Below are 21,184 nucleotides of genomic sequence, written 5' to 3'. Positions count from 1 at the left end.
TTAAGCCTCTCCTTTTTGTTGTTCAAAAATCGGGACCTTCACATCAACCTGTGTTCCTTTTCCCGTAAATGAAATGATTTCGGCCACTCCGCCGACTTCGCTGGCCCTTTCCTTGATCGAGTTCAGCCCGTACGAAGATGTTTTGACGGCGTCCATCATAAATCCTTCACCGTTGTCAATGACTTTCAACTGGAGTTGTTTGTTCCTGAGCAGCAGTCTGACGGTGACTTTTGTCGCTTTTGAATGCCGGAACACGTTTGAGAGCGCTTCTTGAACGATCCTGAACAGGTGGTCTTCCACACCTTTCGGAAGTTTGCCTGCATCCTCGATCTCCCAATCGATGTCGACCGACTGTTTCGCTTTAAATTCTTTCAAAAGGTCTGCAAGTCCTTCTTTTAGCCCCTTCCCTTCAAGGGTAATAGGTCGTAAATGCAAAAGCAGCGCCCTCATTTCATTCTGGGCGTCGGCCGCCATTTTTTCGACCATTTTCAGCCTTTGAGCGAGCTTTTCGTCAGCGGCAGCATCGATTCCCTCCAATACCGCCGAAGTCATCATGGAAATCGCAAACAGCTGCTGGCTCACCGCATCATGCAATTCGCGAGCAAGACGCTGCCGCTCTTCAGAGATCACCGATTTTTTCATTTGATCCTGCCATTCCGCTCTCTCGTTGGAGAGCTTTTGCAAAGAGGCAACCTGTCTTTCGATCCGTTTGGCCATCTCATTGAGCTGGTCAGCGGCCAGTCCGATCTCATCGTCTCCAAGCGACGGAATCCGGTAGGCAAAGTTGCCGTTTTCGTACTTTAGAATGGATTCGATCAGCTTTTCAAGCCGTTTTTTCAGCTGATTGCCGAACATATAACCTGATCCGAATCCGACAGCTGCGCTGATCAATGCGAGAAGCGCGATAAACGGAATCCCGAACCACCTGGAAACGATAAGCACCCTCGGATCCAACTGGTAGTAAAACAGCATAAAGCCCAATACAGCAAGAAAAATCGTAAAGCTGACACCAAGGGATAAGCGGACGGCGCGCCATTGAATGTTTGCAAGCCTGTTCGTTCTCATATGAACCGCACATCCACATCGCCGATAAACAGCGAAATCGAAATTTTGACCCGTCGTGCCGACTGCTCGTAATTCTCTGTCTCGGTATAGATTTGATTGCCGATGCCGCTTTTTCGGCCGCCGATAACGTCAATGTCTCCAATGAACGCAGAAGAACTGATGGACACTTCAAGGTCGGACGGGATGTAAATATCGACATCTCCGATCAACCCCGTGATGACGATGGTGTTTTCTCCCTCAGAAATAATCGCTTTTGACAAATCGATTTTCACGTCACCGATAAATCCGGAGATATTCAAGTCATTTAAGTCAAAAGGTGTTTTCATCAATTTTACATCGCCGAAAAAAAAGCTGCGCTGTCCCGGGCTGTTCTTCTCCTGAAGCGGCTTGGAATCCGTCTTTTCCTTCTCCCTGCCTTTCGGCTTATGGCGGTCAAATACCGGCTGATTTGTCACCAGCCGGTACCCCGCATAAATTAAGAAAGCGGCAAAGAAGAAGCCGAACAGGCTGAATGTAATGCTGAAGATGTCCTTCAGCAGCAGAAAGCCCGCAAAGATATACATGACAGAGCCGAGCCAGCGGCGGGAATATTTATGGAGAAAATAACCGGCAAAAAGAAAAGCGAGCGGCCAGAATAACGCGTCTCCAAGCCCGCTGTTTTGCAAAAATATGCTGATTCCGAAGAGTACGATGATCAGTCCGATCAGCTGGTTTTTAGTAAGACGCATGCTGACTCGAGCCCCCTTTCTTTTTGTTGATTACTCAATTGAGACATTCCCGCTCGTGATAGAGATGTCGATTTTATTTTTTCCATTTCCTTTTTTTCCAGTCAGCGTCCGTTTCTCATTGGTGACTTGGTCAAATGAATAGGAATGACTGATGTTTCCGCTTGTCGACTCGGCTTTTAGACTGATGTCGGCATCATCGGGAAGTTTAAGCTTGGTGTTTCCGGATGTTTGTTTGATGCTCAGAGGATCATTTATCTCTGTAAATGAAGCGCGCAAATTGCCAGAAGTCTGTTTGATGCTCAGTCTGCCGGTGACATTTTCAAGTTTTGTATTACCGGATGTGGAGCGGATGTCACCATCTGTGGTTTGAATGTTTTCCAGCCTGACCGACCCCGAGGTCCCTTTTACAGAAAGGTTTACCGCCTGAAGATCATCGGCCTTGAGGCTGCCGCTTCCCGACTTCAAAGCTACATTTCGCAAATGCAGACCGCCGCCGGACAGTTTGACATTTCCGCTTCCCGAAGAAATCGACAGATCTTCTTTATATTCAGAAGGGATCTTGACAATCAGCTCTTTTTTATTCCAGAAAAACGGCCAAAAGCCCTTCGAATCAGCGGAAAGCCGGAGTGTACGCCCCTGTTCAGACGAATCAAGCCGGACGTTTTTTCCCGAAATCTCGGCTTTTATATCATCGCGGTTTTCAGCTTGAATGTTGACTGTTATGCTCTTTGCATCAATATCAATTTTATCGATGTCTTTTGCCTGTGCATGATATGTGCGGGCTGACTCATCATCGAAGCCGAAGAATGAAAAGCCTTCGCGCCCATTCAGCATCATGCCGGCAAGGATGAGAATGCCGGCGATGATCAGCAGTTTTCCAACCGTTTTTTTCATTTGGATTACCCTTTCGGCTAGTAAGTGTATGCTCCTTATTATAAGGAAAATGATCTATGAAAGAAATCAAAAATTGCATAAGGGGCCTGTGAGAGCCCCTATTCGTTTATGCATTTCCCGCAGGCATCTGCTGTTCCAAGCCTGTCTTTTTAGCCCTCATTTTTTCCAGCTCTTCTTCCACCTCTTTTGCATATTCAAGGCGGCCGAATGGGCTGCTTGGTGAAGCGGATAATTCAGCATAGCTGTTCGCCTTTGTTTCCATCTCTTCAATGCGGTTTTCCATTCTCATAAATTCCCGGTAGGCGCTTTCGCTGTCGATTTTATTAAATGATGCATTCATATGTTCTTTCGCTTTCACCGCGTTTGCCCTGGCGATCAGCGCATGCTTGCGGTCTTTGACATCACGCAGTTTCATTTCCAGTGTCTCAAGCTGTTCCTTTAATTCGGCAAGCTGCTTTTTCGCGTGCTGGTGAGCATCCTTATATTCAGCAGCTTTTTCTTCAAAATACTTCATTTCTGAGAGCGCCTTTTTAGCAAGTTCTTCTTCACCCGCATCAAAAGCGAGCTGAGCCTGGTTTCTTCGCTTGACAGCAAGCTTTTCGGCTTCTTCCACTTTTCCTTTAAAACTATGTTCAATTGTCTGCTGCTTGACGATGGTATGCTTCGCCTTGGCGATATCGCTTTCCATGTCGCGTACGTATTGATTCAGCATCACCCGGGGGTTCTCAAGTTTATCCAATCCTTCATTTACTGATGCGACAAACATGTCTCTGATTCTTTTTAAAGCCATGATCTCGTCCTCCTAAAATATTATTTATTCTTTTTCAAAAAGTCTTCCCACTCTGCATCAAAGCCTGTGTCATATGAAGCTGCGGAAGGCTCCGTTTTCTCTGAATAAAGGATGTCATCCTGTTTGTCATCCTGCTTCATCATTTTCCATCCGAAATACACCATCGCTGCGGCAACCGCGATGCCGATCAGAAACGGCAATGACCCTCCCAGAAACATGATGCCGAAGATCGCGGCCAGTACTGCGGCAAACTGGCGTCCTTCCTTCCATTTTTTCACGGAATAGAATAGAAGCAATGCTCCAATAGCACCTGTAACCAATCCGCCGAAATGGCCTCCGCCGAAGAACAGGGAGACGCCAAAAAGGATTAGAAAAAAGCCGATGATGGACTTTCCATTTATATTCATATTTGCTCCTCCTTTCTCGTTCATGTCTTTACTATAGTCAATTTCAGACTTCGACAAAACGAGTCACAGATTGATTTTGCCGTACGACCCTGGTCGTACGGCACATCGGACCCGCTCGCATAAAAAGACCGCTCATCTCAGCCAGAGAGCGGTCTTTCTGCATATTGCCTTGCTATGATTCAACTTTAGGATTCCAGCCGTCCAATACGTTTTCAACTGTCCAGTTCTCAGCCTCATGATCGGCAAGCTGCCTTCGATCCTCATGTGATATCGCACCCGGACCCGTATTCCCGTATTCATACAACCTGGCATCGGCTGCCGAAAAGCCCGACATATCCGTCCATCCTTCAGGCTTGATGTGTGCGCCTAAATCGCAGCGGTGATATAGTACACTGGCGATGGCGTCGGGGTCTCCTCCCGGATGCCAAGGGCGCCCGAGGTATACCGTTCCATCTGCGGCATCGCTTGTCAGTCGGCAGTTTGTCATCAATAAACCGAACGGCTTTGCGATATGCGTGCTCGCAGCTGTCACATAACCGTTGTTTGTAGCGGACCCGCGGTCAGCGCTATGGATCTGGCACTCTTCAAACACAGCTCTTGCTCCTCCGAAAATGAAATCGACATCGCCTTCTATATAGCATTGATAAAAATATTGTGTACCATCATTGACAAATAGTGTATCTTGTCTGCCTATAAATCTGACATGTTTGAACGTCATCCTGTTTCCTTTCGCATAAACCGCCACCGCTTGCGTATCGGTCGTGTCGACTTTCGTGCGGTCGAACGAGTTTTCAAACGTCAAATTTTCGGCTTCAACATGATCCGCATAAATAAACACGCTTGAACTTCCGGTCGTGCCGTATTTCCCTCCTCCTTCCTTTTCTTTTCCGGCATAGTTGTCATACGTAATCACAGTCTCGTAACGATTTTCGCCGAGCAGCTTCACAAACGGCTTTGTAGCCGGAATATGAACGACTTCTTTGTAAACTCCTTTTTTAATGAATATCACTTTCTGTTCCCGACTGTACTCAGGCAAAGCATCGATCGCCTCTTGAACGGTTTGAAATTCGCCGTCTCCATCCTTCGAAACCGTCAGCCGTATAGCAGCTGCCTCCCGATTAACCACTTGAACACTTCCTCTCTTTGAAAACGCTTACTTAAAGTTTACGACAAAAAGCCGTTTTCCCCTGCCGGAAAACGGCTTGAATTGATCAATCGGCCCCTTTTCTGTTCGATGACGATTGGCGGATGGCTCATTCATGATTTTTTCTTTGTCCGGAATACATCAGCGCTTCGTTCATAGTCGATATCCACTTCCCCGAGCCGGTGGTTGACAATGCGCGCCGCCGCGAATAAATAATCGGACAGTCGGTTGACGTATGGCAGCGCAAGCGGCGGAATGTCTTCTTCTTTGGCCAAAGCGACAATCTTTCGTTCAGCTCTTCTGATGACCGTTCTCGCCGCATGCAAAAATGAAGCCGCTTCTGTTCCGCCCGGAAGAATAAACTTGGTCAGCCGCGGCGCTTCCTCGACATAGGCATCAATTCGTTCTTCAAGCATGGTGATTGATTCAGCCTTGAGCTTGCCTTCTTCCTGAACATTGACATGCGCCAAATCAGTGCCGCAGTCGAACAGCTCATGCTGGATGACGGTCAACTCTGACAGAACATCTTGAAACAGCGCTTTTTCCGCTTTTAGATAAGACTGAGCCAGCCCGATGAAACTGTTTGCTTCATCCAGTGTGCCGTACGCTTCCACTCTAAGATGATCTTTATCAGCCTTTCCGCCAATTAAACTCGTTTTTCCCTGATCGCCCGTTTTTGTGTATAGTTTCATGTCATTCTCCCCTCTTTATTACTTGTTTCTATAGTATCCTTGTTGTTTATAACAGCTGCATAGAGAAACATATCAAAAGACAGGCCCAAATTAACCTTTTAAAGCTTTCACACAAGCCGCTGTTTTATTTTGAATTGCTGTAAAAAAAGCGGTTTGATCCGCTGACCGGCCGGATTGAGTGGCCGCTACAAGCACATCGCTGCACGGAACATGGTGCTGGGCTGCGGCATTTGCTGCAGCGCTTATCGCCGTCACAAATTGACCATCTTGCAAACAGCCGTCAACTAACACCCACATGATCAAACGTCCCGCCGTATCTTTCATACCGACGATGCAAAGATCACCGTTTTCCAACACAATCTGACAGTCAGCCAATTCAGCATCATGTTGGATAAACAGCGTTTCCTGTTCATAGGCTGACAGGTCATGCGGCCATCCAGAGTTGTTTCCGCTTGCGAAGACAAGCTTTCGCCTCCACGCAAAGCCTGCTTCAGAGGAGAGAAGACGCAGCGGGCGGTCTGCCGAAAATGCGATGCCATGCGGCAAATATTGTTCAATTCGCTCTTTTAAAAAGAAGGGCTCGGTTTTCTCCGGGATGGTTTTCGCCTTGATCGTAAACTGCGGATTTGCACGCTGAGGATGGTCCAGCGCTGTGATGCCTGTATCATACACTCTTCCGATACCCTCGGCAGAAAGGGCAGCTTCCGGGCGGTCAAGAACTTCCGCTTTTCCATCTTTCAACAACAGCAGGCGGTCACAGTATAAACTCGCAATATTCACATCATGAAACACCCCGACCACTGCAAGTTTGGATGCAGCCGTTTCTTGTTTCATTAAATCAAGCAGACTCTTTTGAAATGACAAATCGAGAAAACTCGTCGGTTCATCAAGCAGCAAATATTCGGGTTCCTGGGCAAGTGCCTGCGCTAAATACACCCGCTGCTGCTCTCCGCCGCTCAGCTCATGAATGGATTTTTGAGCGAAACGAAGCGTGTCTGTCTGCTTCATCACCCTCTTCACGATATCATGGTCTTCCGCTGTCAGCTGCCGAAAAAGGCCTGATTGATACGCGTAGCGGCCAAACTGTACCGTTTCCTCCACTGTAAAGGAAAAAGCCTGCTCCGTTTTTTGAGGAAGGACCGCCATTTTGCGAGCGAGCTCCTTCGTTTGGTACGCCCCGACTGAACGGCATTCAAGCAGCACCTCGCCGCTTCGAGGCGCGATTGTTCCCGACAACATGTTCAGCAAAGTCGTTTTTCCGCTGCCGTTCGGACCAAGAATTCCTAAAAATTCACCCGGCTTTACAGCAAAGCTGATGTCCTGTAAGACATCCGTTTTTCCGTAGCCGCCGGACACACGGATGACATCAATCATGAATTCGCCCTCCCCGGTAGCGCCGAATCAAAATAAACCCGAAAACAGGCGCTCCTATCAGTGCGGTAATAACGCCGATCGGCAGCTCGGACGGCTCAATGATGGTTCTCGACAAAAGATCTGACAGCACAAGGAACGAAGCGCCGTTCAGCATCGAGAGCGGCAGAAGATGACGGTGATCCGTAATAGAGAAAAGCCGGATAAAATGCGGAATGACGAGGCCGACAAAGCCAATGGTTCCAGACACAGCAACCGCACTGCCAGTTAAAATAGCTCCCGCCAACAGAACGACATACTTACTTCGCTTCACATTCACACCGAGGAGCCTCGCTTTTTCCTCGCCATAAGTCATCACATTCAGTTCTCCCCCGCTGATCAGAAGTGCGGCAGCACCCGCGGCAAAAAAGGGCAGAAACAGCGCGACATAACCCCAGCCTCTCATCGATACGCTGCCGAGCAGCCAGTGGACGATCGGTTTTAAATCATCGCCGGTCAATGCGATCATGAGAGAAATAAGCGCTCCCAAAAAGGAACTGAAGATGATTCCTGTCAAAATCAAAGCAGACAGGGTCAATGAAGGGTGTACGAGCCGCGCAAAGAACAAAACTAAAAAAATCACGACAACGGCCGCGGCAACGCTTAAAAACGGCAGTGTAAAACTTCCGATCACCGGCAGCTGAATCCCAAAAAACAGCGTGACCACTGCACCGACGGCCGCGCCTGACGAAATGCCGAGCGTATACGGATCTGCGAGCGGGTTTTTCAAGAGCCCCTGAAATCCGGCACCCGCAGCAGCAAGCCCCGCGCCGACAAAAGCGGCCAGCACCACCCTCGGCAGTCTGATTTTCATGATGATGCTCGCCTCTGTCGGATCGGGATTTAGCCCTTGAATGCCAAACCATTCGTCCAAAAAAACCTTGATAATAGAAGGAATGGGAATCTCCAAAGATCCGATAGAGATTCCCATAAGAACAGATGCCGACAGAAACATCAGGCTGAAGGCATATGCCGCGAAGCGGTTATTTCTTAAAAACGTCAGGGTAAATATGTTCAGCAAGCTCTTCGACCCCTTTGATCAATCGCGGTCCCGGACGGGTCACGAGGTCAGGGTCCACGTCGTATACTTCGTTATTTTTGACGGCTTTTACACCGCTCCAGCCGCTTCGTTTTTTAATGTCGTTGACAGCGGATTCACCGTTTGTCGTCACGATCGCATCGGGATTCAGCTTGACGATCGCTTCTTCCGTTATTTTGGTCCAGCCTTTCTGCGCGGAAGCGGCATTTTCCGCATGGATCGCTTCAAGCATTTCATCCATAAAGGTGCCTTTTCCGGTCGTATAAATGTCAGGAGCCGGAGACACTTCGACAAATACTTTCTTTTGATCGTCTTTAGATATGCCGGCGGCTTTTTCTTTTATGTCAGCCAGGTCAGATTTCATGCCTTTGATCAGGCTTGCCGCTCGATCCTCTGCGCCGGCAGCTTTTCCGATCATTTCGATGGACCGGTACGCCTCTTTAAAAGAGGCCGCATCATTCACGGTCACCACCGTAATTCCTGCATCCTCCAGCTGCTTCAGCCCTTCTTTGGCACTCTGCATGCTGGAAGCGTGGGCCAAGACCAAGTCGGGATTTAACGAAATGATTTTTTCTGTGTTGAATTCCATGCCCCCGATTTTTTCAACTTTTTTCACTTCTTTTGGATATGTATCAAAATCCGTCACGCCGACGACTTTCTCCCCCAGGCCGAGGGCGTATGTAATTTCGGTATTGCTCGGCATCAGAGAGACGATTTTCTTCGGTTCTTTTTCAATTTTGACCTCTTGTCCTGAAGCATCTTTTATGGTGACAGGAAACGCTTCAGCCGCCTTCTCCTGTTTTTGCTGTTCTGCCGGTTTTTGCGCTTGACCGCAGCCGCTAAGAACACCGGCGGCCAACAGCAGTGACAGCAATAAAAGCCCTAACTTCTTCATTCTGCTTCCTCCTCGGGATAAAATAAAAACATCTCTACTCAGTAAAGATGCAGCAAACCAGGAACGTACAAAAAAAGAGCACATCGCTTATACCGCATCTGTCTTCGCAGATAACGCGGTCATCATCCAGGCTGTTATTCCGGCTTTCGGTTAATCGCTCCCGGCCAGCCGAACTGCTCGCGGGAGGCTCTCTCGCCGGCTCTCCTCTTCAGCTGCTTCCGGGCAGCGCCTTTCTGACTCATTCGTGTCCTAATTTCGGAATTATTATACTATAATCGACACAGGTCTGTATATGAGATTCTGAAAAGGAGATTTCCAACTGAAAAAACGTTGTTTTTGCTAAAGTATTTACGATATATTGCATATAGAGAAAGGGTGATTTTATGCCGATACCGAAAAACTATACGCCGCAGGTCAGACTTTCAGCAAAGGAAAAAGCGTTTCATCAATTGCAGCGCTGGATTGTTGACGGAACTCTTGAACCTGGTGAAAAAGTCACGGACGCCGATCTGGCCGAAGCGCTCGGCGTCAGCCGCACACCGGTCAGAGAAGCGCTCCAGCTTCTGGAATCTCAAGGTTTTGTGGAAATGAAGCCGGGAAAAGAAACAAAGATCACGCTCATTCATCCCGATGATGCGCTGGCCGTCTATCCTCCGCTCGCACATCTTCAGGCTCTGGCGGCAGAACTGGCCGCTCCGCTTTTGACTGAAGAAGAGATCGCCGAGCTCAAAAAACTCGCGGCTCAATACGAAGCCGCTTTTAAAGAGGAGCGGAACCACGATGCAGCCGAACTGGACGAACAGTTCCACCATTTGATTACAGAAGCGGCTAAAAACCCGTATGTTCTTCAGTTTTCCGCCGTTCTGCAGCTTCATGTCAGACGGATGAAGTATGTGTTTTTCAATCGGCCGTCTGCTCCGAAACTGCAGTCTGCCGCCGAGCATTGGGAAATCATCGCCGCTTTTGAAAAAAACGATCCGAAATTGGCGGCTGAAGTGATGAAAAAGAATTGGCTCCGTCCGATGGAAGATATTCATAAGATTTTAAAAGACAAGGAACAATAAAACGTCAAGCACGATTTTCGACCGAGGTATCCAGCTGCGATATACTGTTCATTAGATGTTTTTTTCATCTTAACTCTTAAAACAAGGATTGATGGCATATGGATTTACAGCTGAAAGACAAACTCGTACTCGTGACAGGTTCTACTGCAGGTATTGGAAAAGCAACGGCGGAAGCCTTTTTGGCGGAAGGGTCCGAAGTCATCGTGAACGGACGGACAGAAGAAAAAGTCCAGTCAGTCGTTGAAGAACTTTCCCGGCACGGAAACGTTCACGGCATTGCCGCTGATTTATCCGATCCTGAAGAAAGCAGGGCATTGGTCGAAAAAACCGCTAAAATCGGGGAGCTTGATGTCCTCGTCAATAATATGGGCTTCTTTGAAGTGAAGGATTTCACAGAGGTGACAGACGAAGAGTGGCTCAACTATTTTGAAGTAAACGTTTTAAGCGCAGTCAGGCTTTGCCGCGCGTTTCTGCCGGCCATGCTGAAGCGGAATAAGGGGAGGATTCTCAATTTGGCAAGCGAAGCCGGCATCAAACCGCTTCCGCAGATGATCCCTTATTCGGTGACGAAAACCGCTCTGATTAGTTTATCAAGAGGTTTGGCCGAAATGACGAAAGGGACAAATGTGACGGTCAACTCCGTCCTTCCCGGACCTACATGGACGGAAGGCGTCGCCAATTATATGGAGGGAGCCGCCGCTCAGGAGAAAACCGATTTAGACACTTTTGTCAAAGACTATTTCAAAGTGAATGAGCCGACTTCTTTGATTCAGCGCTATGCAAAACCGGAAGAAGTGGCGAGTACGATCGTCTATCTCTCTTCCGAAAAAGCTGCGGCCATCAACGGTGCCGCTCAAAGAGTGGAAGGCGGAATTATCCGCTCCATTTAACAGGTATCCTCTGCCGATCGGCAGAGGATTTTTTTCCTTTTGGATTAAGGTCTCTGCTTCAGACCTCCCGTCAGCCTTTCGCGGTCATCCGGCTCAAAACCGTTCAGCCGTTTTAAACATGATGCCCGCCAATTTGCCGACAGTTCCTCCACCTCGAGAAGTTTTTTGATCCCCTCAATATTGTTCTTTTCATGATGCTTGATGCGATTTGCGTAAGAAATCGTGATGCCTTTAGGGTGGCGTGAGATTCGTTTCAGACCACGATCCTTACAGACGAACCCTTCTTTCAGTACGCGAAAATAAAAACCCGTAAATCCGGTGTCCTGTACCTTCAGTATCATCTCGGGTACACCGTACCTTACGGTTAGTTTATAGCAAGGCTGCCTCGGCTGGCTCACCTGTACAACAGCTTCACCCAGCTGAAAGATATCGCCGATATGAACGTTATCCTCCAGCAGACCCTTGATCGTTAAATTTTCGCCAAATGCTCCGTATTCCAGCTTTCTTTGCAGTTCCTTTTCCCAAAAGAGATAATGTTCATACGGATAGACGCACACTGCTTTTTCCGCGCCACCATGATGAACGAGATCCCCCTGTCCGTCCCCCGCGAAATTAGTAGATGACAGGAAGATGGGGCCGCTTGCCGGCTTCTTGTATATTCCGGTAGACACAGCTTTATTTTGAAACTGAATTGCCTCTGGCTTCCCCACATTGATCGAAAGGATATCGGCATATTCCATTCATATCACCTCTTACATTCAAATGTCCTGCAGACGGCAGCGGCCAAACAGCAGCGTTGCACATCCCTTTTGAGATTTAAGTATAATCGACCTCTTATCATAAAGCCATTCAATCGTTATTATAAAAACAATAGGGTAAACCTATCATGGAAATTCGTCTGTTTTTTTATGATGGAGAGGAGGAAGAGCATTGGAGCTAAAGCAATTGGAATACTTCATGGTATTGTGCCGGGAACTTCATTTTACCCGTGCTGCCGAAAAACTGAATATTGCTCAGCCCTCGCTGAGCCAGCAAATCCGTTTGCTTGAACACGAAATCGGAACGCCTTTGTTTAACCGTTCAGGCAAACGCACCGTGATGACGGAAGCGGGAAAGATTCTGCTTCAGCACTGTTACAATATCTTTCATGAACTGTCACAGGCGCAAGACGCAATCAGCGAGCTCCAAGGTTTAAAGAGGGGAACGCTAAAAATCGGGGCGCTTTTGACCGTGGTTAATTATTTGCTTCCCCGGACCGTGATCGAATTTCACCGCAGCTACCCCAATATTGAGTTGTCTGTTTTAGGGCTGAGAACCGGGGATATTTACGATCGGCTGCTGCAAAATGAGCTCGACTTGGGCATTGTAGCCCAGCGGGTGGAACACAGTGATCTGGAAACCGTTCCATTCCTTACCCAGCAGCTCGCCCTCGCAGTGCCTGTCGACAATCCGGTTGCAAACCGGCAGTTTGTCACGCTTGACGTGTTAAGGGAGATTCCATCTATTTTGCTGCCTGAGACGTATTTTTTGCGGCAGCTGATCAACGAAAAGTGCCGCACGTTTGGATTCGAGCCTCGGCCGGTCATGGAAATGACAACGATGGAATCGATCATGAACATGGTTGGTAAAGGCATTGGCGCCACCATTTTGCCGAAAGGCTATCTTGATGATATTGGAAATAAATCCATTCAGACGATTCCGATTCAAATGCCGGATTTGACGACGGAGATCAGCATCGTTTACCGCAAAAACAAGCATATGTGCGCTGCAAGCCGGGTGTTTATGGAACTGCTAATTTCCTCGGTCAAAAACGAAACTGCTGAAGCGCCGCCGCGTTAAAAGAAAGATCCTCTGCATGTCTGCAGAGGATTTCTGTTTAGACTTCGTGTGAATCATAGCGTTTTCCGTTAATATACAGATTCGAAAAAACAGGGTCTTTCACATGTTTCAGTTCCATCGGAATATCGACGCCGTCGATCTCGGAATCGGCCACTTTCAGACCGGTGACTGGAGAATGATCGTACGCCAGCACCCTGATCCCGTATTGTCCGCCCATGCTTTTCAGCTGCTTAACATCAACGTTGCGGACGACGGGCTTGAAATCTCCGGCGTCCCCTTCTTCATATTCCATATCGATGGCGATCACCTCGCGCTTCAAGCTTTTGACCGTATTTTTGTGAAAGTAGATGTTTTCAAGAACGCCGCCGCGCACCGAATTCGTTTTAATGCGGAGGGCTCTGTCCAAGTTCGGGCTGTCCATGACGTTTCCCTCGGCGATGACATTCTTCACGCCGCCGGAAATTTCGCTTCCGATCGTGACCCCTCCATGCCCGTCTTTCATTTCGTTATATTCAATGACAATGTTCTCCGATGGCATGTTGATCCTTCGGCCGTCGGCGTTTCTTCCCGATTTGACGGCAATACAGTCGTCTCCATTATCAAAATGGCAGCCCTTGATCACCACGTTTTTGCACGATTCCGGGTTGACTCCGTCGGTATTCGGACCGTGTCCGATGACCTTGATGCCGTCCACTGTCACATTCTCGCAAAGCACGGGATGAACTTGCCACATCGGCGAATTCAGCACGGTGACACCTTGAATCAAAATATCTTTGCAGCGATACGGCTGAATAAAATTCGGCCGCAAATAATGCCCTTTTCCAAACTGCCGCTCAGTGACCGGGACACCGCGCTCAGCCATTTCAAACAAAGCATTCCGGTCTTTTTCCTGTGAAGGCTGGCCGTTCGTTCCCCTTTTCCACGGCCACCAATGCTCGTCATCTCCTTGGCCGTCAAGTGTGCCCTTTCCGGTTATCGCAATATTTTCGGCTTCGTAAGCGTAGATGAGCGGTGAATAATTATAGAGCTCGACGCCTTCGAACCTCGTCAGCACAACGGGAAGATAATCTTCCGGGTTCTGACTGAATTTGATCACCGCTCCTTGTGCAAGATGAAGCTCCACATTGCTTTTCAGTCTGAGTGCACCGGAAAGAAATACGCCTTCAGGAACCGCTACTCTTCCGCCGCCGGCTTGGCTGGCTTGATCAATCGCCTTCTGTATCGCTCCCGTCGCATCCTTTTTTCCGCTTTCGTCAGCCCCAAACGCTGTAACATTAAATGAGCGATTAGGAAATACCGGAACCTTCATCTTCTTTATAATCTCGTCTTTTATTTTCTGCAGACTCACGATACCGTCCCCCTTTACAATGTGACGCCTGTTTTAAATATCGCAAGCTCCCTGAAATCGTTTATCTCATTGTTCAGCTGCCTGCCGCCCGCGACTTCGATCAAATATGCTGTCAGCTCCTTCAAAACGTCATCTTCTGACCGGTCTTCGAGCAGCCTTCCCGCATTAAAATCGATCCAATGGCGTTTCGCCTCATAAATCGCTGTATTTGTCGACATTTTCATCGTCGGCACAAACGTACCAAAAGGCGTGCCCCGCCCTGTCGTAAATAAAACGATTTGACACCCTGCAGCGGCCAGTGCGGATGATGCAACAAGGTCATTTCCCGGAGCGCTCAGCAGGTTCAACCCGTTCTTTTTCAAAACGTCCCCGTACTCCAGAACATCCGTCACCTTTGAAGTGCCGGCTTTCTGCGTGCAACCGAGCGACTTATCTTCCAATGTTGTAATGCCGCCCGCTTTGTTGCCCGGAGACGGGTTTTCATAGACGGGCTGCCTGTGATCGATAAAGTACTGTTTAAAATCGTTGATTAAGCGGACGATTTTATGAAACACTTCCTCATTTTCAGCCCGTTCCATCAAAAGCGTTTCCGCTCCAAACATTTCAGGCACTTCTGTCAAAACCGCCGTTCCCCCTTGGGCGATCAGAAAATCGGAGAGCCGGCCGAGCAGCGGATTCGCGGTAATGCCGGAAAATCCATCAGATCCGCCGCACTTCAAACCGATTTTCAGTTCAGAAAGCGGAACATCTTCACGCCGGTCACCTTTTGCATGCTCATAAATTTCTTTTAACAGTTTGACGCCTTCCGTGACTTCGTCTGATACTTCTTGGGAAAGCAGGAACTTAACCCGGCTGTGATCATAATCGCCGAGCGCTTCGCGGAATTCATGGATGCTGTTGTTTTCACAGCCGAGTCCCAGCACAAGGACACCGCCTGCATTCGGGTGTTTGACGGCATTCGCCAAAATCGTTCTCGTGTTGATATGATCATCGCCAAGCTGTGAACAGCCGTACTGGTGCTTTAATACGTGAACGCTTTCAAAAGGGGCGATAGAGCCGACCTCAGCTTTAAATTCTTTGATGATCAGCTCTGCAATGCCATTCACACAGCCGACGGTCGGCACGATCCATAGCTCGTTTCTGATTCCCGTTTTTCCGTCTTTTCGTTTAAAGCCTTTAAATGTGAGCGGTTCTTTTTGATAGCGGTTTTCCGTAAATTTCGGCTTGTAGCTGTATTCTTCGACACCGCCCAAATTCGTTTTCACATTTTTTGTATGGACCCACTCCCCCGTCTGAATCATGTCAGTGGCGTGCCCGATCGGAAAGCCGTATTTGATGACGTCTTCATTTTCAGCGATGTCTTTTAAAGCAAACTTATGGCCTTTCAAAATCGTTTCCTTGATCACGATGGTCCGTTCTCCTGCAGTGACCGTTTCCCCGGTCTGCAATTCTCTTAACGCAATGCCGACATTATCTTGAGGATTGATCATCAAGCAGTCTTTCATCACATGTCCCCCAGCTCAGCCATTTGGCTGATCATCATTTTTTTCAGCGCCTTTCTCATTCCCGTTTGTTTCATGTCCCTTAAATATTCGGCCGTCTTGTCCGTCAACCCGGAAATGTCGTTCAGGTTTTGCCCCCATACTTTTTCACACCCGAGAACATGGAACGCGATGTTTGAAACGTCTGTCTCTTCTGTCCAGAGCCGTTTGAGAAAAGCCAGCACCTCATCGTCGTCAGACAGCGGAATCGCCTCATCTTCCCGTTTTCCTTGGTAAAAATAAATTAAAGCGCTTAAAGCAAATACGGTTCGAGCCGGAAGTTTGCCAGTTCGTTCCGCATATTCCATTAAGACGGGCAAATTTCTGACTTTGAATTTTGCAAAAGAATTTAAGGAAATATCGATCAGCTTGTGACGGATAAACGGGTTTTTAAAGCGGTCGAGAATCTCTTCCGCATAGGCGTCAAGCTCGCTGCCGGGCATATCGATCGTCTCGAGCACTTCCCGCTGAATCAGCTCTTTCACAAATGATCCGATAAGCTCGTCTTCAGCCGCTTCACGAACCGTCTCAAGGCCTGCCAAATAAGCGACCGGCGTCATCGCGGTATGGGCGCCGTTTAAGATTCTCACTTTTCTCACCCTGTACGGTGTCACATCTTTGACAAACTCGACATTCAGACCGGCCTCGTGAAGCGGAAGCTCGTCTGGAAGCCATTTCGGCCCTTCAATCACGAACAAATGATACGGCTCCGCCGTCACCATCAAGGAATCGCGATAGCCGGCCGCCTCTTCAAGCTCGTGGGCATTTTCTTGCGGGAATCCCGGTACGATCCTGTCCACAAGCGTATTGCAAAACACATTTGCCTCCTCAAGCCAATCGATGAACCCTTGTTCAAGCGCCCATTCGTTCGTATAGCGCAGCACAATGTCTCTCAATTTTTTCCCGTTATCTTCAAGCAGCTCACACGGGAGGATGACCAGACCTTTTTCCCTGCTTCCCTGAAAAGTCAGGTATCGTCTGTATAACAGTGCAGTCAGCTTCCCCGGATAGCTTTTCTGCGGACGGTCGGACAGCCGGTCTTCCTCGATATAAATGATGCCGGCCTCTGTCGTATTTGAAAAGACAAAGCGCAAATCCGGCAGATCGGCCAGCTCCATAAATTCATCATAGTGTTCATAGCTGCTAACGACTCTGCTGATTGTTGTAATGACAGCAGAATCGCGAACCTCCCGTCCTTCCCGGAAACCTTCAAGATAAAGCGTGTAAAGCCCATCCTGCTCTTGAAAGGCCGTTACTGAACCGCGGCGCGGAGGCACGACGACGGCGCTGCCGTTAAAATCGGTTTCTTCATTCAATCTATGAATCTGCCAGTCAATAAACCCCCTCATAAAGTTACCTTCCCCGATTTGCAAAATCCGTTCGGGACGGCTCGGCTTAGACCTTATCCGTTTGGACAGCCTCTCCATTTCAATTCCCTCCTCATTTTTGCACACGTTCACATTTTACAGCGCATCAAAACTGATGCTATAGATGCTTAACTGAATTGCGAATGATCAGCTCCGTGCCGATGAGCGTCTGCCTGCCTTCTGCCTGCGGATTTTCGATCAGTGACAACAGACTTTCCGCACCAAGCATGCTGATTTTTTCCGTCGGTTTTTTTACCGTCGTCAATGACGGTGTCGTATACGCCGAAAATCCGCTATCGTCAAAGCCGATGATCGACATATCGTCAGGACAGCGTTTCCCGTTTGCATAAAGGGCGTTCATCGCGCCGATTGCCATATCATCATTGGCGCAAAACAGGGCTGTCGGAGGGTTCTTCAGCTTCAGCAGCGTTTCAGCCGCGCGAAAGCCGCTTTGCATCGTATAATCACCTTGAACGAGGTATTCGCCGGGCATGTCAAGATTTGAGTCGCGAAGCGCGCGAAGAAAGCCTCCTTTTCTTTCTTGAGACGATTTAAAACCTTCTTTCCCCTGCACCATGGCGATCCGTCTGTGGCCGTTTTTGATCAAGTATGAAGCAGCGAGGAAAGCGCCCTCGTGTTCATTCGCCAAAATATTGACGACGGAGTGCCCTTCGATTTTTCTGTTCAGCACGACGACCGGAATATTCTGTTTGAGGACATGCTCAATAAAAGCCTGGTCCTGTTCGCTTTGGCTGATTAAAATCATGCCGTCATAGCGGTTGCGGTGAATGGATGACAAATCATGATAATCGTCAATCCCCCTGACAACCATATTATAGTTTTCATCGATCACCTTGTTGACGCCGCGCAGGATGTCTGCAAAGAAACTTGAAGACGTCCCGTCTGTCAGGCTTGTTAAAAACAGGCCGATCGTAAAAGACTTTTGCGTGACAAGGCTTTTCGCATTAAAATTCGGTTTATAATTCATTTCGGCTGCGATGTCGAGTATTTTCTTTTTCGTGTTCTCTTTTATCAGCGGACTGTTGTTCAGCGCTCTGGATACTGTGGTGTGCGATACATTCGCCAGCCTGGCGATATCTTTAATCGTTACTGACATTGTTTTTTACCCGCCTTTTCCTGCTGTTGTTACCATCAGTTTACCATATCAAAAGCGTTTTTTAGAAAGTGAAATTCCGCTATGGTCTCGCTTCGATTTCCGCGATCATTTCGGCGTGCTTCTGATCTGTCAGACGGTACAGGTAGCCGAGAACGAGAATGGCCGCCGTCAGCGCAGCTGCCGGATACAAAAGGAGTATCGCTTTAATGCCGAGCAGCGTCCCCGCTTTTTGGGTCGCATTCGGCACATAGCCGATAATGCTGAGACCGATCCCCGACAGGAAGCCGGAGAGCGACTGAGCCAGCTTTCTCGAAAAGTTAAACAGCGAGTATACCGTTCCTTCTTTCCGTTCCCCTGTTCTCCACTCGCCGTAATCGATCGCGTCTGATACGAATGCCCAGGTGATACCGTTCGGAATGCTGATGCCGATGAAGGCGATGCTTGCGAGAATCGTAAAAACAAAGACATTGCCCGGTACGAAAAAATTGATCAGATCCGCACAGACGGAAACCGCGAGCCCCAAAATAGCGGTATGCTTTTTCCCGAACAGCTTCACGAGCTTCGGCAGCATGATGACGCCGATAAAGGATGAGCCGATGATGATAAAGTTCATGTAGGCCATCAGTTCGGCGTTGCCGAGGTTATACTGTGCGAAATAAATCAGCATCGCGGATTTCAGGTTATAGGCTGAAATCGTAAAAATGGTCATGAATATAAGCGTAAGGAGCGGTTTATTCGTAAAAAACGTCTTTGATATTGCTTTGAATGTCACTTTTTCCTGTTTGTACTTCTCATCTTTTACGACAATCCGTTCCTGGCAGTTTCTATAGCAAATGTAGAAAAACAACACACCGAGAAAAGACATCAGTCCCATGACGACCGGATAGGCAACCGCAGGGTTGTCAAACCTGACGATCATCGGGATGACAACGATGCTCGTCACAAACAGGGCGCCCAATGAGCCGGCCTGTCGAAAGGAAGCAAGTGAAGTTCGTTCCACCGAGTTTTGCGTCATGGCCGCCCCGAGCGAGCCGTAAGGGATGTTGACAAAGGAATAGCCGAGACCCCAAAGCATGTATGACGCATAAGCGTATATGAGTTTGCCCGTCGGTGACAGATTCGGCGAGATGAAGGTTAATATCGTCAAAATCGCGAGCACAAAGCTTCCGTATAGCAGATACGGCCTGAATTTGCCTTTCGGGCCGATATTCTTCCTGTAGTCGATCGATGTTCCCACAATCGGGTCGACAAAAGCGGCAAAAAGTTTGCTTACAAGAAAAATACCTCCGGCTGCCGCCGCCGGAATACCGGCAACATCCGTAAAAAACTTCAGAAGATAGAGCTGTCCAAGGTCAAACATAAATCCGTTCCCAAAATCTCCAAAACCGTAAGAAATCTTTTCTTTTAAACTTAATTTCTCTTGAGTGACGGCGACTGTTTCGGTTTGTTTGTTCGTCGATATTTCCATGAAAAAGCAGCTCCTCTGCTAGCCAATTTGTGAATCTAAGCTTTCAAACGATCTTTCACTTCAAACTGGAAATAGTGTTTTGCATTTTCGTAGCAGATCCCTTTGACGATCCGTCCCAGCAGTTCGATATCATCCGGCGCTTCGCCGTTTTCAACCCATGTGCCGATGACATCGCAGAGCAGGCGCCTGAAATATTCGTGTCTTGTGTAGGAAAGAAAGCTGCGCGAATCAGTCAGCATACCGATAAAACGGCTCAATAGTCCGATGTTGGCGAGCGATTTCATTTGTTCGAGCATGCCGTCTTTCGTATCGTTGAACCACCAGGCGGTACCGTGCTGGATTTTCCCCGGTATCCGGCCGTCCTGGAAGCTTCCGCAAAGGCTTGAAATCACGACGTTGTCTCGCGGATTTAAAGAATACAAGATCGTTTTTGGCAGCGCATCTTTTCGGTCAAGAGAATTAAGAAAGCTGCACAAAGGCTTTGCGATGTCCTGATCATTAATCGCATCATATCCCGTATCAGGCCCGAGCTTCCGGTACATTTTGCTGCTGTTGTTGCGGAGGGCGTTAATGTGAAGCTGCATCGCCCAGCCCTTCTCCGCATAGCATGTTCCCAAATAGTGCAGGGTAAAGGATTTAAATTTGCACTCTTCCTCAGGCGAGGCGGCTTCTCCGTTCATCACCTTTGCAAAAATCGGGCGCACTTCGCTTTCATCTGTTTCCGTGTACATCATTTGATTGATGGCATGATCCGATATACGACCGCCTGCTTCATGGAAAAAGTCAATTCTGTTTTTAAGCGCTTTCAAAAAATCGTCATAATTTCCTATTTTCATAGCGCTTGTTGCTTCAAGTTTGCTCACCCAGGCGGCAAAGCCTTCTTGATTGATTTCCAGCGCCTTGTCTGGCCTAAATCCTGGTAAAACGCTTACATCAAAGTCTTCATCTTTCAGCTTCACATGATATTCAAGACTGTCTGCCGGATCATCTGTCGTGACAACCGTTTCAACGTTTGATTTTTCAATCAAGTCTCTGGCGCCGAATCCTTCTCCGGTCAGCTGTTCGTTCACCCGCTCCCAAATATGCGGCGCGCTCTTTTCATCAAGCCGTTCATCGATGCCGAAAAACCTTCTCAGTTCCAAATGGGTCCAATGATAAAGCGGGTTTCCGATCGTCATCGGAACCGTTCTTGCCCAGGCGCTGAATTTCTCTTCGTCTGATGCATCTCCTGTAATAAACTCTTCGGATATTCCATTGGCCCGCATTGCTCTCCACTTGTAATGATCCCCGTACAGCCACACTTCGGTCAGGTTTTTAAATGTTTTGTTTTCATAAATTTCCTTTGGGCTCAAGTGGCAGTGGTAGTCGATGATCGGCATCCCTTTAGCATACTGGTGGTACAACACTTTCGACGTTTCATTCGTTAAAAGAAAATCGTCATTCAAAAACGGCTTCATAAAATCCCCACCTTTCTTTATAGTGTTAA

General features: G+C 48.2%; 20 protein-coding genes. 3 read left to right on the top strand and 17 right to left on the bottom strand.

Going from position 1 to position 21,184, the window contains the following annotated elements; genetic code table 11:
• The 10 genes from liaS to MST20_RS11215 all read right to left on the bottom strand — a co-directional run bounded on the left by liaS (nucleotide 1) and on the right by MST20_RS11215 (nucleotide 9,064).
• On the bottom strand, nucleotides 1–1,065 hold the full coding sequence (gene liaS, locus MST20_RS11260) for a two-component system sensor histidine kinase LiaS (protein ID WP_243942220.1): 1,065 nt from the start codon (nucleotides 1,063–1,065) through the stop codon (nucleotides 1–3).
• A complete protein-coding gene (liaF, locus tag MST20_RS11255; RefSeq protein ID WP_130569246.1) occupies nucleotides 1,062–1,793 on the bottom strand; it encodes a cell wall-active antibiotics response protein LiaF in 732 nt (243 codons plus the stop codon). The genes liaS and liaF overlap by 4 nt, the downstream gene beginning before the upstream one ends.
• Nucleotides 1,794–1,823: 30 nt before the next feature.
• On the bottom strand, nucleotides 1,824–2,687 hold the full coding sequence (gene liaG / locus MST20_RS11250) for a LiaG family protein (RefSeq protein ID WP_243942218.1): 864 nt from the start codon (nucleotides 2,685–2,687) through the stop codon (nucleotides 1,824–1,826).
• 106 nt (nucleotides 2,688–2,793) lie between these two features.
• Nucleotides 2,794–3,477 carry a stress responsive protein LiaH gene (liaH, locus tag MST20_RS11245; RefSeq protein WP_243942216.1) on the bottom strand — a complete coding sequence of 228 codons (684 nt, stop codon included), beginning with the start codon at nucleotides 3,475–3,477 and terminating at the stop codon, nucleotides 2,794–2,796.
• 20 nt (nucleotides 3,478–3,497) lie between these two features.
• Nucleotides 3,498–3,884, bottom strand: coding sequence for a protein liaI (locus MST20_RS11240; RefSeq protein ID WP_003185133.1), 387 nt, complete (start codon nucleotides 3,882–3,884; stop codon nucleotides 3,498–3,500).
• Between the two features lie 172 nt (nucleotides 3,885–4,056).
• The gene (locus MST20_RS11235; RefSeq protein WP_243942214.1) at nucleotides 4,057–5,010 is read right to left on the bottom strand and encodes a pectinesterase family protein; all 954 of its coding nucleotides are present in this window, start codon (nucleotides 5,008–5,010) and stop codon (nucleotides 4,057–4,059) included.
• A 131-nt stretch (nucleotides 5,011–5,141) separates the two neighbouring features.
• Entirely contained in the window at nucleotides 5,142–5,720 is a 579-nt protein-coding gene (locus tag MST20_RS11230) for a cob(I)yrinic acid a,c-diamide adenosyltransferase (RefSeq protein ID WP_243942212.1), read from the bottom strand.
• Between the two features lie 90 nt (nucleotides 5,721–5,810).
• Nucleotides 5,811–7,094, bottom strand: coding sequence for an ABC transporter ATP-binding protein (locus tag MST20_RS11225; protein WP_243942210.1), 1,284 nt, complete (start codon nucleotides 7,092–7,094; stop codon nucleotides 5,811–5,813).
• Nucleotides 7,087–8,151, bottom strand: a complete 1,065-nt coding sequence (locus MST20_RS11220; RefSeq protein ID WP_243942208.1) for a FecCD family ABC transporter permease — start codon at nucleotides 8,149–8,151, stop codon at nucleotides 7,087–7,089. The genes MST20_RS11225 and MST20_RS11220 overlap by 8 nt, the downstream gene beginning before the upstream one ends.
• Nucleotides 8,114–9,064 carry an ABC transporter substrate-binding protein gene (locus MST20_RS11215; protein WP_243942206.1) on the bottom strand — a complete coding sequence of 317 codons (951 nt, stop codon included), beginning with the start codon at nucleotides 9,062–9,064 and terminating at the stop codon, nucleotides 8,114–8,116. Before MST20_RS11215 ends, MST20_RS11220 begins: the two co-directional genes overlap by 38 nt.
• A gap of 383 nt (nucleotides 9,065–9,447) precedes the next feature.
• Here MST20_RS11215 and MST20_RS11210 point away from each other — a divergent pair, with 383 nt between their 5' ends.
• Together MST20_RS11210 and MST20_RS11205 are read left to right on the top strand one after the other, a co-directional pair.
• Nucleotides 9,448–10,128, top strand: coding sequence for a GntR family transcriptional regulator (locus MST20_RS11210; RefSeq protein ID WP_243942204.1), 681 nt, complete (start codon nucleotides 9,448–9,450; stop codon nucleotides 10,126–10,128).
• A 98-nt stretch (nucleotides 10,129–10,226) separates the two neighbouring features.
• Complete coding sequence (locus MST20_RS11205) at nucleotides 10,227–11,018, top strand: SDR family NAD(P)-dependent oxidoreductase (RefSeq protein WP_243942202.1); 792 nt, start codon at nucleotides 10,227–10,229, stop codon at nucleotides 11,016–11,018.
• A gap of 44 nt (nucleotides 11,019–11,062) precedes the next feature.
• Here MST20_RS11205 and MST20_RS11200 read toward each other — a convergent pair whose 3' ends face one another.
• Nucleotides 11,063–11,758, bottom strand: a complete 696-nt coding sequence (locus MST20_RS11200) for an MOSC domain-containing protein (RefSeq protein ID WP_243942200.1) — start codon at nucleotides 11,756–11,758, stop codon at nucleotides 11,063–11,065.
• Between the two features lie 190 nt (nucleotides 11,759–11,948).
• Between MST20_RS11200 and MST20_RS11195 the strand changes: the two genes are divergently transcribed.
• The gene (locus MST20_RS11195; RefSeq protein ID WP_243942199.1) at nucleotides 11,949–12,857 is read left to right on the top strand and encodes a LysR family transcriptional regulator; all 909 of its coding nucleotides are present in this window, start codon (nucleotides 11,949–11,951) and stop codon (nucleotides 12,855–12,857) included.
• Nucleotides 12,858–12,894: 37 nt separating this feature from the next.
• On the opposite strand, the gene MST20_RS11190 is transcribed toward MST20_RS11195, so the two are convergent.
• From MST20_RS11190 to uxaC, 6 genes are all read right to left on the bottom strand, one after another.
• Nucleotides 12,895–14,205: a glycoside hydrolase family 28 protein gene (locus tag MST20_RS11190; RefSeq protein WP_347880864.1), complete on the bottom strand. Its 1,311-nt coding sequence runs from the start codon at nucleotides 14,203–14,205 to the stop codon at nucleotides 12,895–12,897.
• Nucleotides 14,206–14,219: 14 nt separating this feature from the next.
• On the bottom strand, nucleotides 14,220–15,710 hold the full coding sequence (locus tag MST20_RS11185) for a UxaA family hydrolase (RefSeq protein ID WP_243942197.1): 1,491 nt from the start codon (nucleotides 15,708–15,710) through the stop codon (nucleotides 14,220–14,222).
• Complete coding sequence (locus tag MST20_RS11180; protein ID WP_243942195.1) at nucleotides 15,710–17,173, bottom strand: tagaturonate reductase; 1,464 nt, start codon at nucleotides 17,171–17,173, stop codon at nucleotides 15,710–15,712. The genes MST20_RS11185 and MST20_RS11180 overlap by 1 nt, the downstream gene beginning before the upstream one ends.
• 58 nt (nucleotides 17,174–17,231) lie before the next feature.
• On the bottom strand, nucleotides 17,232–18,230 hold the full coding sequence (locus tag MST20_RS11175; RefSeq protein ID WP_145650972.1) for a LacI family DNA-binding transcriptional regulator: 999 nt from the start codon (nucleotides 18,228–18,230) through the stop codon (nucleotides 17,232–17,234).
• Between the two features lie 79 nt (nucleotides 18,231–18,309).
• Nucleotides 18,310–19,692 carry a glycoside-pentoside-hexuronide (GPH):cation symporter gene (locus MST20_RS11170; protein WP_370510544.1) on the bottom strand — a complete coding sequence of 461 codons (1,383 nt, stop codon included), beginning with the start codon at nucleotides 19,690–19,692 and terminating at the stop codon, nucleotides 18,310–18,312.
• Between the two features lie 41 nt (nucleotides 19,693–19,733).
• Nucleotides 19,734–21,155 (bottom strand): glucuronate isomerase, encoded by a 1,422-nt coding sequence (gene uxaC / locus MST20_RS11165; RefSeq protein ID WP_243942192.1) that lies wholly within the window; start codon nucleotides 21,153–21,155, stop codon nucleotides 19,734–19,736.
• Nucleotides 21,156–21,184 lie beyond the last annotated feature (29 nt).

It is taken from the genome of Bacillus sp. B19-2, from assembly GCF_022832475.1.
Taxonomy (GTDB): domain Bacteria; phylum Bacillota; class Bacilli; order Bacillales; family Bacillaceae; genus Bacillus; species Bacillus paralicheniformis.
The sequence above is the reverse complement of the archived record's forward strand: the minus strand, read 5'-3'. Positions and strand labels throughout refer to the sequence as shown.

Bases quoted from the DNA above. Each gene is read 5' to 3' on its own strand.
- liaS (WP_243942220.1), bottom strand. From the start codon at position 1,065: ATGAGAACGAACAGGCTTGCAAACATTCAATGGCGCGCCGTCCGCTTA.
- liaF (WP_130569246.1), bottom strand. From the start codon at position 1,793: ATGCGTCTTACTAAAAACCAGCTGATCGGACTGATCATCGTACTCTTC.
- liaG (WP_243942218.1), bottom strand. From the start codon at position 2,687: ATGAAAAAAACGGTTGGAAAACTGCTGATCATCGCCGGCATTCTCATC.
- liaH (WP_243942216.1), bottom strand. From the start codon at position 3,477: ATGGCTTTAAAAAGAATCAGAGACATGTTTGTCGCATCAGTAAATGAA.
- MST20_RS11240 (WP_003185133.1), bottom strand. From the start codon at position 3,884: ATGAATATAAATGGAAAGTCCATCATCGGCTTTTTTCTAATCCTTTTT.
- MST20_RS11230 (WP_243942212.1), bottom strand. From the start codon at position 5,720: ATGAAACTATACACAAAAACGGGCGATCAGGGAAAAACGAGTTTAATT.
- MST20_RS11225 (WP_243942210.1), bottom strand. From the start codon at position 7,094: ATGATTGATGTCATCCGTGTGTCCGGCGGCTACGGAAAAACGGATGTC.
- MST20_RS11215 (WP_243942206.1), bottom strand. From the start codon at position 9,064: ATGAAGAAGTTAGGGCTTTTATTGCTGTCACTGCTGTTGGCCGCCGGT.
- MST20_RS11210 (WP_243942204.1), top strand. From the start codon at position 9,448: ATGCCGATACCGAAAAACTATACGCCGCAGGTCAGACTTTCAGCAAAG.
- MST20_RS11205 (WP_243942202.1), top strand. From the start codon at position 10,227: ATGGATTTACAGCTGAAAGACAAACTCGTACTCGTGACAGGTTCTACT.
- MST20_RS11200 (WP_243942200.1), bottom strand. From the start codon at position 11,758: ATGGAATATGCCGATATCCTTTCGATCAATGTGGGGAAGCCAGAGGCA.
- MST20_RS11185 (WP_243942197.1), bottom strand. From the start codon at position 15,710: ATGAAAGACTGCTTGATGATCAATCCTCAAGATAATGTCGGCATTGCG.
- MST20_RS11180 (WP_243942195.1), bottom strand. From the start codon at position 17,173: ATGGAGAGGCTGTCCAAACGGATAAGGTCTAAGCCGAGCCGTCCCGAA.
- MST20_RS11175 (WP_145650972.1), bottom strand. From the start codon at position 18,230: ATGTCAGTAACGATTAAAGATATCGCCAGGCTGGCGAATGTATCGCAC.
- uxaC (WP_243942192.1), bottom strand. From the start codon at position 21,155: ATGAAGCCGTTTTTGAATGACGATTTTCTTTTAACGAATGAAACGTCG.